The sequence below is a fragment of the Fontisubflavum oceani genome (assembly GCF_030407165.1).
In the GTDB taxonomy this organism is placed as follows: domain Bacteria; phylum Pseudomonadota; class Alphaproteobacteria; order Rhodobacterales; family Rhodobacteraceae; genus Rhodophyticola; species Rhodophyticola oceani.
On sequence record NZ_CP129111.1, the window covers coordinates 1001239 to 1013160 of the forward strand.

Sequence of the window (11922 nt, forward strand, 5' to 3'; positions counted from 1 at the left end):
CCAATTGTCAGGCGGCCAATGTCTCCGCAACCCCGATAGTGTAGTTCTTCCCATAGGCTTTCGCGCAGCGGGGACAGGTGGTGTAGAAGAAGAAAATCCGCCCCGGCTCCTTGCCACTGGCACGAACCAGATTCTGCATCTGCTCGTGCCACTCTTTCGCCTGTTTGTAAGGCCCTTCGAAGACCTTTGTGATGAAATCGCCGGACAGCGTGGTCATTTCTTCGTCCGGCACGTTGTTGTCAGTGGCGAATAGGTGCTCAACCTGCCAAGGCGACAGGTCGCGGCTCAGAATCAAGAAATTGTCGGGGTCGATCACACCGCTTCCGCCGATATGAGTCTGCACCCGGGTGAAAACCCGACCCACATTGAGCGGTATATGCATGAGGCTGCGCGTGGTGGCGCGAACGAACGGTTTGTCAGTGAAACGTAGCTCTTGCCCGTCCCAGCCATCTGGGTTGAATTTTGGGCAGCAGCCGGTGGTGTTGATGCTGTCATCATAATGCGGCACGGCGTTGGTCTTCATGGCAAGCTCCTGGTCTAGAGAGGCCATGATGCCATGGTCGCAACGATCCCGCCTTAAACGAGGTCAATCAGGCGCGACGATTTCGTCGGCGCTATAGCCTTGGATGTAAAGCAGCGCCGTCAGGTCGCTGTGATTGACGCGGATCTTGGCTTGCTCCTGCACGGCTGGTTTGGCGTGAAGCGCGACACCGGTTCCCGCCAATTGCAGCATGCCGAGGTCATTTGCCCCATCCCCCACGGCGATGGCATCTGCCGGTGTGATGCCAAGCTGTGTAGTGATTTCATGAAGGGCCTGGACCTTCGCGTCACGGCCTAGGATTGGCTCGGCGACCTCTCCCGTTAACACGCCATTTTCAGACAGGAGCGTGTTGGCGCGGTGATCGTCGAAGCCTAGATCGGCGCAGATCCTGGCTGTGAAATCGGTGAAGCCGCCAGAGACCAGCGAGGCATGGCCCCCATGTTTCTTCATCGTTGCGACAAGGGCTGCGCCGCCCGGCATATGGGTGATCCGTTTGGCTAAAACAGTGTCTATCACGGAGATATTGAGGCCCTTTAGTAGGCCAACGCGTTCCTTCAACGCCGCTTCGAAATCGAGCTCACCATTCATCGCGCGTGCTGTGATCGCCGCGACGCGCTCACCGACACCAGCCTCGGCGGCCAACTCGTCAACGCATTCCTGTTGGATCATCGTGGAATCCATATCCGCCAGAAGCAGCTTTTTCCGCCGCCGATCGCTGGGCTGGATCACCAGATCGACCCCCTCGGCTTGCAGGCTCATCCAGATCTGATCCTCGTTTCTTGGCCGTTTGGGGAGAGTGAACTCCGCCGCCTTGTCAGGGGCCAACCAAAGGATATCGCCGCCGCCAAACGCGTTGCGCAGGCTATCGACCAGCGCGGGTTCGAGATACATCGCGGGGTTCGTAATCAAAGTCGCGGTGAACATAGGTCTCTCCGACAGGCACGGTATCTAAGGTCGCATAAACCATGTTCAGGGCCAGAGGACCAGAAATGCTGCAAATTCCCAATTGGCTTTGCGGCAGGGGTATTTATGCTTGGTGATCGATGGTTAGTCCGGTTGTGAGGGCGCCGCGTGCTATTGCGAAATCTCCTGGCTGTCTTGGTAGCCTTGCTCTCGATCGGGCTGGGCCTGTTTCTGGTAGAACGGCCCCGCGCGGGGCTCGAAATCATGCCGCTGATGGTTGGCGACACGCCAGCGACCATTATGCGTGTGCCGCAAACGGTCGGACCGGTCGTCGTTTTGGCGCATGGGGTCGGCATGACGCGCCAGGCGATGCAGCCGCTGCAACTTACTCTGGCCCGGGCCGGATACATCACCGTCAGTTATGATGCCCTAGGACATGGGCGAAACTCTGGTGTGCCGCGCCTGCAAGAATTGCGGGCCGAACTGGCTGCGGTGAGTACCGCTGCATTGGCACAGCCCGGTGCCGACGGGCGTCTCGCGCTTCTTGGCTATCGTTTAGGCGCAGAAGTCGCGGTGCACCAAGCGGAGGTGGATGACCGCGTTGCGGCGGTGATTGCCCTGTCACTACCGAGTGATGTGGAGGTGCCATCCGGGGTGTCTGACAATCTCCTCCTGGTTAATGGATTTCAGGGAGATGTGTGGCCGCTGCTCAGCGGCTGGATCACAGATGAGACAGCAGCAGACGACGATGTCATCTCGGGCCGAGTCGTTTCAGTCCCGCTGATGGCGGGGGCCGGCCTGCTCTATACTCCGGTGACATTGCGCGAGACGCGGGATTGGTTGAACACCCGTTTTGGGCGGCCCTATCGCAACGGGATTGCTTCGATCGCGGCGCCGGTTCTCTTGATCGTGCTGGGTATTGTCGTGCTCGGGTTGCCCCTGGCCGATCTGTTGCCCGCCGGGCGGGTCTTGCCGGAGGTGCCATCCGGCGCGTTCTGGAGCTTGGCGCTTGCACCGATGATTTTGACGCCTTTGACCTTGTTCTGGGTCGAAACGAGCCTGTTATCCGCTGTGGCTGCGGATTATTTGGCGCTGCATCTGGCGTTGTTCGGCGCGTTGGTCCTGGTCGGCTTGACCGTGGAAGGTGACATGCCACAACTGCGGGGCGTGTGGCCCGGCCTGGCGGTGGCGGGATATGGGCTCCTCACGATTGGCATCGTTTTGGACCGTTACGTCACCGGGTTTTTGCCGCAAGGCGGGCATTGGCTGGTCATGGCGGCGCTCTTGCCGGGTGCGGTGCTGACGATGGTGGCCGACGCGGCGCTCAGCCAGGCAGGGCGGGCCCGCGCCTGGCGGCGCTGGGCGGTGCGTTTGGCGCTTCTCGCGTCCTTGGCCATAGCCGCAGTATTGGGCGGGGAAGAGTTGTTCTTCCTCTTCGCACTTCTGCCGGTGATGGTGTTCTTCTATCTTAGCTTCGGGGTGGTTGGCGGGTGGGTCGGGCGACGCACCGGATCGGCATTCGCGATGGGGCTTGGGCTGGGCGTCGCCTTGGCCTGGCTGCTTGCGGTGCGACTACCTTTGGGGTCGATCTTGCCCTAAAAACGGCTCTAAACCGCTTTTCAGGGTCTATTCATAACCCGTCATTTCCAAATAACCGATCCCCTGATGGCTGCCGCTGAACCGGATCGGCCCTTCCCAATAGGGAAAGCTTGTCGCCATCCAGCTCTGGGCGTTCACCGGTTGTGTCTCGATGTTTACGCCCCGCGCCGGTAACTCGACGCGCCACTCCGTCGGCACCTCCCGGCCCGCCACAGATGTGGTGTTAAGCGGGGTAAGGCGCAGGGCACCATCGGGATACGGCGTTGCTCTGCCATCGGCTGTGATCCAAGTGGCCGATGTGTAAACCGGCCGCGTCGCGGAGCGGAGGCCAAACCCCATCAGCCGTGCGCCGTCGGCGAATTGCAGCGAGAACCAATCCCACCCGTTCTGATCTTCGGAGAGCGGCTGCGATGACCATTCGCGGTCGAGCCAGGCGGTCCCTGTCACAGCGACAGGGCCACTCGGCAGAATCAACTCGCCAGACACCTCGTAGAAGGGTTGCGAATAGTAATAGCTGGCCTGTCCATCGGCGGATTTGACGGAATAGCCGCCGTCGCCCTGAAAGATTAGCGGGCCGGTTGCGGTAAGGGACAGATCATAGGCGAAATCCGCGCCGCGGGCGGTCAGGCTCAGCGCGGAGAGCGCATCGTTTCCTGCCGATGTTGTGGAGATCATGCTCCAGTCATCGATCCAGGCTTCAAACGGTTCGGATGTTTACCAGCTTGCCCGATGCCGCCGCGTGCCAGACGCTCCGCATGATAATGGGCATCGGATGTGGTGAGCCCCGCGTGACCCATCCAGAGTTGCGACGCGTCCCAGTTTTGCGCGGGTTCGGGCCGGAGCGCGGACCGAAACAGAGTCCATTGCACGCCGTAATCCCGACCATCGGCGCCAGACAGCGTCGCGGTCAGGTACCACCATTCAATCCGGTACTCAGGATGTGGCCCGTGATCGGCCGGGAAAGAGAATTCTGGATTTGGGGCGGGGACCGCGAAGCCGTCTGCTTCGGTGCCGAGCCCAGCAAAGCCCTGGGATAGAGCCTGATTTGCGGTCAAGATGAACGCTGCAAGGACGGCTTTAACGTTCATGGGCAAAAACCTTCAAAAGAGTTGCTGGCGCGATCCGAGCAAGGCGCCAGGCGGGCCAAGCGGCAGCCAATAGCGCGGCGAGGAGCGCATAGAGACCGAGGCGGGCCCAATCCGCGGGAAAGACTTGCATCGGGAGACGCCAACCAAAGGCTTCGACATTCACGACCGCGAGCAGCACCCACGCCAGGGCGAGGCCCACGGGGATCGCCAAGATGAAGGTCAAGCAGGTCAAAAGCGCCGTTCGGATCAACTCCGCTTGCGCCAATGTACGGCGGGTTTGGCCAAGCGCCCAGATCGGAGCCAATTGCGGCAGACGAAGGCCCGCGAGGGTCAAAAGGCTGGTCAGGAGGGCGAAACTGGCCACGCCGAGCGTGAGAATGTTGAGCGCCCCGGTGACGAGGAAGGTTTGTTCAAAGACCCTGAGCGAGAAGCGCTTGATCTGGTCTTGGTTCACCACATTGGCACCCGGCAGGTTGAACGCGGCCCGAAGCGCCTCCGCCAAGGCGGGGACATCCTCTGGTGCCAGACGCAGGGCCAGCCGACGATGGGCCAGATCTGGGAATCGGGCGTTGAAGAGATCAAGGCCAATGATCGCTTGGCCCTCGGGGTTGCCGTAGTCCGAATAGACGCCCGCGATCGGCAGAGACCAGCCCGGGGTCAGCGCCACGACATCGCCGGGGTTAACCCCTCGCGCCGGGCAAGCTGTTCATTGATCAGAACGGCTTGGCCGGTTGCGATTTGGTCCCAGACATCTGGCACGGCAGCGAGCAGCGGCCAGTGATCGCGATAGGTGGCGTGATCGGCGATGCCGTAAAGCTCTCCGGGCCTTTGATAGAGAGAGAGAGGTGCGGAGATGATCGGCAAGACGGCGTCGACCTGCGGCGTGACCCAGGCGGTTATGTCCTGCGCTTCGCTTGGGCTGCGGGCGGTGATGTAGAGTTCTGACGCGAGACGCTGATCCAGCCAGCCGGTGAAGGTGCCTCGGAAGGAGCCGACCATGGTGGAGACGCCGATATTGGCCGCGAGCGCCAGAAGCAGCGCCATCAGCGCCAGCGAGAGGCCGGGGAGCTGTTGCCGTGTGTCAGCCAGCAGCCATTCGCGAAAGGGTGTGGTCGCGAGGCGGTTGGTGAGGCGGAGCAAACCGGCGAGCAACGCGGGCAGGGCCAAGGCCGCGCCGATCAGAAGCGCGGCGAGACAGGCAAAGCCAGCGATCAGGCTTTGGCCGAACAGAGCAAGGCCGGCTGCGACGAGGAAGAGCAGACAGGCAGTCGCCAATTGGCGCCGCGTCGTTCGGTTTGAGGCCAGCGCCCAAGCGCGGGGCTGGGCCGGGGCAAGAAGTGGCAACCGCGCGACCCGCGACAAGGCTTGGATCGAGGCAGTTGCGGTTCCAAGGAGGGCGATCCCCATGCCAGCGACGGCCCAAAGCGGTTGAAAACTGAGCTGGCCGGAGATGTCTGCGCCGTATAGGCCGCGCAACGTGCCGGACACACCCGGCAAGAGCGCCGCCGCGATCGCATAGCCGAGCGCGATGCCGATGAGGCCTGAAACCACGGCAAATCCGGTGAGCTCCAGGGCCAGCAGTGTGATCAGACGCCTGAGCGGCAGGCCAAGCGCGCGCAACGTGCGGAAACTGGCGCGGCGTTGTTCGAAAGCGAGGCCGATGGCGGCATGCACGATGAAGAGGCCAACGGCGAAGGCCAGAAGGCCAAAGGCGGTGAGGTTCAGATGAAAGCTATCGGTCAGCCGCCCCAAATCGTCGCCAGAGCGCGGCGCGGTCAGGATCAAGTTGGGCGCGGCCTCGGCGAGGGGGGCGAGGCCCTGAGGCTGCGCCGGTGCGACCAAGAGATAAGACGGGTCCGACTGACCGCTCAGCCGCGCGGCCGTTCCTATATCGGTGAGCGCGGTGTTGGGGGCGAGGTCGGCGGAGATGATTAACGGCGGCAGATCCGGCGGCAAAGACTGGCTGGCGGTCTCGGCGGAGACGATCAAGCGGCCAGGCGCGGCGAGAAAGCTGTCAAACGCGATGTCATCATCGGTGAAATCCGGCGCTTGCGCTTGCGGCGGCGCGGTCAGCGGATCAATGCCCAACAGTCGCAATCGGGCGCCAGGCCCGCGTAACTCCGTCTCGATCACCGGTGAGACGAGATAGCCCGCCCGGCGCAACTCCACGTAGTCGGCAATCGGGATTGGCTGACCATCGGCGCGGCTCAGACGAGCCAATTGATCCTGGCCCAGAACCGCCGCGGCGCGGTCATAAGAGGCGCGCGCCTCCGCATTGATCGTCTGCACACCGGACCAAAGTGCCGTAGCCAAAGCCAATCCAAGGATCAGGGTGAGGCATTGCCCAGGATGCCGTCGCCAATGCGACATCAAAGCCGAGAGTGCCGCGCGGGTCATTGGGCGGCCTGCCCCATATCAGGGCGTGTCAGTTGCCCTTGTGTAAGATGCACCTGCCGCGCCATGCGCGCCGCCAACCTTTGCGAGTGGGTCACCATCAAGACGGCGGTATTGGTTTCGCGGGCCAGTTCCAAGAGGAGATCCAGCACGATGTCGCCGGTTGTTTCGTCGAGATTTCCGGTTGGTTCATCGGCCAGCACCAGGCGCGGGCGCGCGGCAAGCGTTCGGCCAATGGCGACGCGCTGTTGCTGACCACCCGAGAGTTGTTCGGGGTAGCGATCCAGATGATCGGCCAGGCCGAGGCGTTGGGCCAAACTGTCAGTCCAAGACACGTCATGACGGCCGGCCAGACGCGCTTGAAAGGTCAGATTCTGCATCACATTGAGCGACGGGATCAGGTTGAATTGCTGGAAAATCAGGCCGACCGTGTCGCGGCGCAGCTTGGCGCGCCCAATATCGTCGAGCGTGCCGAGATCTATGCCATCCACCACGATCTGCCCGTGATCGGCGGCGTCGAGCCCGCCGATCAGATGCAGCATCGTGCTTTTGCCTGAGCCGCTCTCGCCTGTGAGCGCCAGGGTTTCCCCACCTTCCATCGCCAGAGATACGCCCCGCAACACCGGCAGCGCGCCATCTTCAGTTTCGTAAGCTTTGTGAAGGTCGGTTGCGCGCAGCACTTGGGTATCCTTGGCAAGGGGGTCTTTTGGTAAGCTAGCAGCCATCGGCGCGGGTGAAAGGGTCAGGATGCCACGTGATGTCTGACCCGTGGCGTCAGGGAGTGGCAAGAGCTTGCCAAGGGGTGGAAATTTCGGCTTGCGAGCGGTCGAATTACACCTATTTAAACTGAACGGTTCGGTATTATCGAGGGGAATATGGGAGTCCATCGACCAACGGCTTGGTTCGCGGATGCGGTGTTCAGTTCGGCCCAGTTACCTGGCGGCGGGCCCGATCCGGTGATCCGTGCGGATTACTTTGAGATGGGTCCAGGCCATTTGGAACCGACGGCGATGTTGGAGCATAGCCTGCTGGTCCCGACGGGGGCGGGTCATGTGACTGGCGTGTATCGCCGGCAGGGGCAGCGGATCGATCTCGACCTTTGGCCGGGCTCCATGATTGTGACGCCGGCCGGAGAGATTTCCAGCTGGGAATGGCACGGGCCCGTCAAGTTTCTGCTCATTCGGGTGCATCCTGATCGGATCCGCCATTTCGTCCGCGGTGATCTGCGGGTGATGGCGACCGGGTCTCAGTTGGATGGCCGGGTGGTGATCGAAGATGAAGAGTTGAGCGACTGGGCCGGTCGGATGAAAGACGCGCTTGAGGTGCCTGGGCCGGGCCAGCCAGTGCTGTTTGAGGCCTTGGCGCGGGTGTTTTTGGTGACACTGGTCCGGCGCTATGTGGCGGCCGATACGGCCCCATATGGTGAGGATGGAGGGTTAAGCGCCAAGCGATACGCGCAGCTTTTGGATTATATCGACGACCATATCGGTGGTCCGCTGCGGACACCGGATTTGGCCCATCATCTGGGTATGTCGGACTCTGCCTTGACCCGCGCTTTGAAACATAGCGCCGGGATGACGCCGCAAGCGGTGGTGATGCTCCGCCGGATTGATGCGGCCAAGACCTTGTTGCAGAAGCCAGAGTTGAGCCTCGGGACGATCGCAATGACGTCCGGCTTCGCGGATCAAGCGCATTTGTCACGGAGCTTCAAGGCGGCGATGGGGATGACGCCCTCGGCATTTCGCAAGACAAAAACAAACTAAACGGTTTGGTTCAAAAACTTGCCGGACAAGTTCAAGTTTCGGCTGATCGCGATGGTCATATTCAAATCATGAAGCGCAGGCCAGCCCGGCCTGACCCATTACATCGGAGATGATTTGATGACACGCATGATCCTTCCCCTCGGTGCTGCTCTGGCCGTTTCCTTGGCTGTTCCAGCGTTTGCAAACGATGCACAATTGGCCGCATCCGTTGGCGTTGAGCCCGGCGTCTACACCACTGCCGAGTTGATCCAGCTCTCGACCGCAATGGCTGATGATGATGCTATTACTGTGAGCCACATTCTGCGCGACGGGCCCGAAACGATCTCGACTCAGAGCGCCGCTGCCAACCAAGGCAACCAGCAACTTGCTGACTTCCTGGGTGTGAATGTCAATGATTACACCACCAGCGAACTGGCCGCGATGTATATCGACGCGACTGACTAAGGTGTCCGTTTTTGAAGGCGGATTGCAACGGGGCGAAGCCAATGCTTCGCCCCGTTCTTTTTAGGATCAAAGAAACCGGATCGGCAGATTGAATCGATAGCTCGGCTCAGCAAGTCCGTCGGGCGCTGTCGGGAAGCGCCCCGCCCGCTGCACGGCGCTGATGCCAGCCTGGTCAATCTGAAGGTTGCCAGATGAGGCTGCAACCGCAACGCTCTGCAGCCGCCCGTCCCGTCCGATGCTCAGTTGCAGAGTGACGACCCCCTGCCCTGAAACACGCGGCTTGCGCCGCTCGATCCGCGCATGGATCTGCGCGCCCCAACGAGCCATCAAACTCTGCCGTTCAGAGGCCGAAAGCGTCGCGGCTGTCGCTGTTTCCGCCTGGCCTTGAGCTTCTGCGCCGCCAGAACCAGCGGCGACTTGCGGTGGCTGCGCCGCACGCGGCGGCGATGTCTGCAGCGCGGTTTGTTGGACCCTTTGCGGTCGCTCGGGCCGCAGGTTTGGCCGCTGCGAGCGGGCGAGGGCCAGCGGGGAGACAACCTCGCGCATCGCGTCGGGCGGCACATCTGGCGTCAGCGGCTGCTCCAGGCCAGTCGGTGGCGTTTGACGCCGGTTCTCGGTGACCAGAGGGCGCGGCCTGGCCATCGGGTCGAACATGTCGGGGCTTGGTAGAGCCGTCATTTGGTTCATCGGCGCGACTGCCGGTGCGGGGGCCTGGGGGCGGAGCGGCAGGCGATCCGCAGTGACCAGTTCTGTCGCGATGGGGGGCGGTGGCAATTGTGTCTGGGCCGGCTCCGGCGCTGTCGGCGCGATAATCTCCTGGGCCATTGGCGGCGGCGAGAGGGCACCGGGTTCCACAACCTCCGGCGGTCGGGTCCACAAAGCGACCATCTCGGCAATGTTGCCCGATGCCGCTTCGAGCGTTGCGCGATCAGTGCCGCCCTGTCCGGCCCCGGACGCGCTGCCATCTGGCAGTTGCACGAAAGCCGCCGCATGGACCGCCACCGAAAGCGCCAGAAACGCTGGGACCTGCCAGAATGTCCTCATGGCGCCCCCGCAATCAGCGCGATATCCGTGATCCCGCTTGCGGCCAGTTCGGGCAGAAGCGTGGCCAATACACTGGCGGGCAAGTCGGCATCGGCGCGAATGGTCAGCGGCCCTGCATCGGGCGCGCGGCCGCGAAGGGCTTCGAAAACGGCTCTATCTCGGGCCGTTTCGTAGGCAAAGCTGCCATCGGCGGCGATGTAAAATGTATCTGGCATGGCCTCGGCCGGTTCCGCTTCTGCCTCGGGTGGGGTGATCGGAAAGGGTTCCGGCGGGGTGATCTGCGCCGTCATCAGAAAGAAGATCAGCAGCAAGAAGACCACATTGATCATCGGTACGATGCTTTCGCCGCGTTTGCGGCGGGGTATCGGGCCAAAAGCCATCATTCGACCAGCACCAATCGCGTAAAGCCAGCCTGCTCCAGAACCGACATCACCGTCACCAAGCGCTGCAAACTCGCGCCATCGACCGCGCGCAGAATAATCGTGTCACCCGGCGTATCGGTTAGTGGGGCAAGCGCTGAGGCAAGCCCGTCGATCTCTGTGACGCGCCCGTTGAGTCGCTGGCCGTCGGGCGATATGTCGACCAGCCGTGGCGGCCCGGAATAGGTTGCGCCCTGCCCGGCGACGGCCAGCGGCAAGGCACCGTCTTGGCCAAAGCGCGCCGCGAGCATGAAGAACACCAGAAGCAAAAACACGACATCGATCATCGGCGTCAGGCTCGGGCGGCGTCTGGGCCGATCTATGGCGAAGTGGAAGCTCATGCGGCGGGCCCGCGGGTGAAGATCCGGGTTGCGGCGTCTTCCATATCCGCTTGGACACGGTCCACAACGCTCTCGAACCAGGTCAGCGCCATCGAGGCGGGGATTGCCACGGCCATACCGGCGGCCGTGGTCAAGAGCGCCTCCCAGATGCCGCCGGCCAATGTGGCGGGGTCGGCGCGGGTGCCCGCGATTTGCAGGGCTTGGAATGCGGCAATCATCCCCAAAACAGTCCCTAACAAGCCCAAAAGCGGCGCGATCGTTGCAATCAACTCCAAGGCGCGGAGGCCGCCGCGCGCATCGGACAGCAAGGATTTCGCGACCCGGGTGGTTTCTTCTCGGGCGCTGTCATTGCTCAGGCCGGTGTCGCGGCGGGCGCCCATAGCAACCAACGCCAGCCGGGCGCGCAACGACCGCCGGCCGGTCAGGTGCTCACCCGCTGCCGCTTCGCCGGCTTGCCATCGTCTGATGGCCTCATCTGTCACCGCGCCGCCCGACCAAGCGCCCATCTGCGCCAGCTGCCAGGTTTTCCACAGGATGAGCGCCAAAGTGATCACCGACAGCGTGGCAATCGCCCAGATCGCTGGGCCGCCCTGCGCGAGGAACTCCATCATCTCCGTCATGCACTTGCCTCTTTTTCTGCGGCGTCACCCCAAAGAATATCCAAGATCGCATCAAGCCCATCGCCAAGCGCCGCCGGTCCCGGCTGCAGGATGAGCGGCGACTTTATCTCGGCAATTCGTCCATGTTTCACCGCTGGGATCGTATGCCACCCTGGGCGGTCTGCGATCCTCTCTGGGCGCACCTTCTTGCCACACCAACTGGCGATGATCACATCGGGCGCTGCGGCGATCACATCGGAAGGATCGATAATGCGGTTCTTGGCGGATTGCTCCTGGCGGAGATGAGCGAACACATCCTTTCCACCGGCCAGTTCGATCAATTCACTGACCCAGGCGATGCCGGAGATCGGCGGCTCGTCCCACTCCTCAAAATAAACCCGGGGCCGGTTTGGCCTCGGCATATCCCGCAGACTCTGCAGTCTGGCCTCGAATTTCGCGGCCAACGCCTTGGCTTTCGCGCCGGTGCCAACCAGCGCGCCCAGGGTGCGGATCATCGCAAGAATGCCGCTGATATCGCGTTGGTTAAACGCATGAACGGCGATGCCCTCACGGATCAGTTGCGCGACGATATCAGCCTGCAGATCTGAGAAGGTCAGGACCAAATCAGGCTCTAACGCAAGGATTTTGGGGATATCGGCGGAGGTAAAAGCTCCGACACGCGGCTTTTCTCGGCGAACCTGTGGCGGGCGTACCGCATAGCCGGTCACACCGACGATCCTATGCTCTTCGCCCAACAGGTAAAGCGTTTCGACTGTCTCTTCGGTCA

Annotated in this window: 10 protein-coding genes and 3 pseudogenes; 3 read left to right on the top strand and 10 right to left on the bottom strand. The window is 62.2% G+C overall.

Annotated features, from left to right (window positions below):
• Nucleotides 1–7: 7 nt before the first annotated feature.
• Both QTA57_RS05080 and serB read right to left on the bottom strand, forming a co-directional pair.
• Entirely contained in the window at nucleotides 8–523 is a 516-nt protein-coding gene (locus tag QTA57_RS05080) for a hydrolase (protein ID WP_290153983.1), read from the bottom strand.
• A gap of 63 nt (nucleotides 524–586) precedes the next feature.
• Complete coding sequence (gene serB, locus QTA57_RS05085; RefSeq protein ID WP_290153984.1) at nucleotides 587–1465, bottom strand: phosphoserine phosphatase SerB; 879 nt, start codon at nucleotides 1463–1465, stop codon at nucleotides 587–589.
• 183 nt (nucleotides 1466–1648) lie between these two features.
• Between serB and QTA57_RS05090 the strand changes: the two genes are divergently transcribed.
• Nucleotides 1649–3043, top strand: coding sequence for an alpha/beta hydrolase (locus QTA57_RS05090; RefSeq protein ID WP_290153985.1), 1395 nt, complete (start codon nucleotides 1649–1651; stop codon nucleotides 3041–3043).
• 27 nt (nucleotides 3044–3070) lie between these two features.
• On the opposite strand, the pseudogene QTA57_RS05095 reads toward QTA57_RS05090, so the two are convergent.
• The 3 genes and pseudogenes from QTA57_RS05095 to QTA57_RS05105 form a co-directional block, all read right to left on the bottom strand.
• Nucleotides 3071–4131: pseudogene (locus QTA57_RS05095) on the bottom strand (lipocalin-like domain-containing protein).
• Nucleotides 4121–6528: pseudogene (locus tag QTA57_RS05100) on the bottom strand (FtsX-like permease family protein). The pseudogenes QTA57_RS05095 and QTA57_RS05100 overlap by 11 nt, the downstream one beginning before the upstream one ends.
• Nucleotides 6525–7205, bottom strand: coding sequence for an ABC transporter ATP-binding protein (locus QTA57_RS05105; protein WP_290153986.1), 681 nt, complete (start codon nucleotides 7203–7205; stop codon nucleotides 6525–6527). The pseudogene QTA57_RS05100 and the gene QTA57_RS05105 overlap by 4 nt, the downstream one beginning before the upstream one ends.
• 195 nt (nucleotides 7206–7400) lie before the next feature.
• Here QTA57_RS05105 and QTA57_RS05110 point away from each other — a divergent pair, with 195 nt between their 5' ends.
• Nucleotides 7401–8288 (top strand): helix-turn-helix transcriptional regulator, encoded by an 888-nt coding sequence (locus QTA57_RS05110; RefSeq protein WP_290153987.1) that lies wholly within the window; start codon nucleotides 7401–7403, stop codon nucleotides 8286–8288.
• A gap of 117 nt (nucleotides 8289–8405) precedes the next feature.
• Entirely contained in the window at nucleotides 8406–8732 is a 327-nt protein-coding gene (locus QTA57_RS05115) for a hypothetical protein (protein ID WP_290153988.1), read from the top strand.
• 66 nt (nucleotides 8733–8798) lie between these two features.
• On the opposite strand, the gene QTA57_RS05120 is transcribed toward QTA57_RS05115, so the two are convergent.
• From QTA57_RS05120 to QTA57_RS05140, 5 genes and pseudogenes are all read right to left on the bottom strand, one after another.
• On the bottom strand, nucleotides 8799–9776 hold the full coding sequence (locus tag QTA57_RS05120; RefSeq protein WP_290153989.1) for a cell envelope integrity protein TolA: 978 nt from the start codon (nucleotides 9774–9776) through the stop codon (nucleotides 8799–8801).
• Nucleotides 9773–10159 carry an ExbD/TolR family protein gene (locus tag QTA57_RS05125; protein WP_290153990.1) on the bottom strand — a complete coding sequence of 129 codons (387 nt, stop codon included), beginning with the start codon at nucleotides 10157–10159 and terminating at the stop codon, nucleotides 9773–9775. Before QTA57_RS05125 ends, QTA57_RS05120 begins: the two co-directional genes overlap by 4 nt.
• On the bottom strand, nucleotides 10156–10536 hold the full coding sequence (locus QTA57_RS05130; RefSeq protein WP_290153991.1) for an ExbD/TolR family protein: 381 nt from the start codon (nucleotides 10534–10536) through the stop codon (nucleotides 10156–10158). The genes QTA57_RS05125 and QTA57_RS05130 overlap by 4 nt, the downstream gene beginning before the upstream one ends.
• 17 nt (nucleotides 10537–10553) lie before the next feature.
• Nucleotides 10554–11144 (bottom strand): annotated as a pseudogene (locus tag QTA57_RS05135) (MotA/TolQ/ExbB proton channel family protein); the annotation flags it as partial.
• An 8-nt stretch (nucleotides 11145–11152) separates the two neighbouring features.
• Nucleotides 11153–11890 carry a cobalamin-binding protein gene (locus tag QTA57_RS05140; protein WP_290153993.1) on the bottom strand — a complete coding sequence of 246 codons (738 nt, stop codon included), beginning with the start codon at nucleotides 11888–11890 and terminating at the stop codon, nucleotides 11153–11155.
• Nucleotides 11891–11922: the final 32 nt, after the last annotated feature.

Coding starts and splice junctions, on each gene's coding strand:
- QTA57_RS05080 (WP_290153983.1), bottom strand. CDS start 523: ATGAAGACCAACGCCGTGCCGCATTATGATGACAGCATCAACACCACC.
- serB (WP_290153984.1), bottom strand. CDS start 1,465: ATGTTCACCGCGACTTTGATTACGAACCCCGCGATGTATCTCGAACCC.
- QTA57_RS05110 (WP_290153987.1), top strand. CDS start 7,401: ATGGGAGTCCATCGACCAACGGCTTGGTTCGCGGATGCGGTGTTCAGT.
- QTA57_RS05115 (WP_290153988.1), top strand. CDS start 8,406: ATGACACGCATGATCCTTCCCCTCGGTGCTGCTCTGGCCGTTTCCTTG.
- QTA57_RS05120 (WP_290153989.1), bottom strand. CDS start 9,776: ATGAGGACATTCTGGCAGGTCCCAGCGTTTCTGGCGCTTTCGGTGGCG.
- QTA57_RS05125 (WP_290153990.1), bottom strand. CDS start 10,159: ATGATGGCTTTTGGCCCGATACCCCGCCGCAAACGCGGCGAAAGCATC.
- QTA57_RS05130 (WP_290153991.1), bottom strand. CDS start 10,536: ATGAGCTTCCACTTCGCCATAGATCGGCCCAGACGCCGCCCGAGCCTG.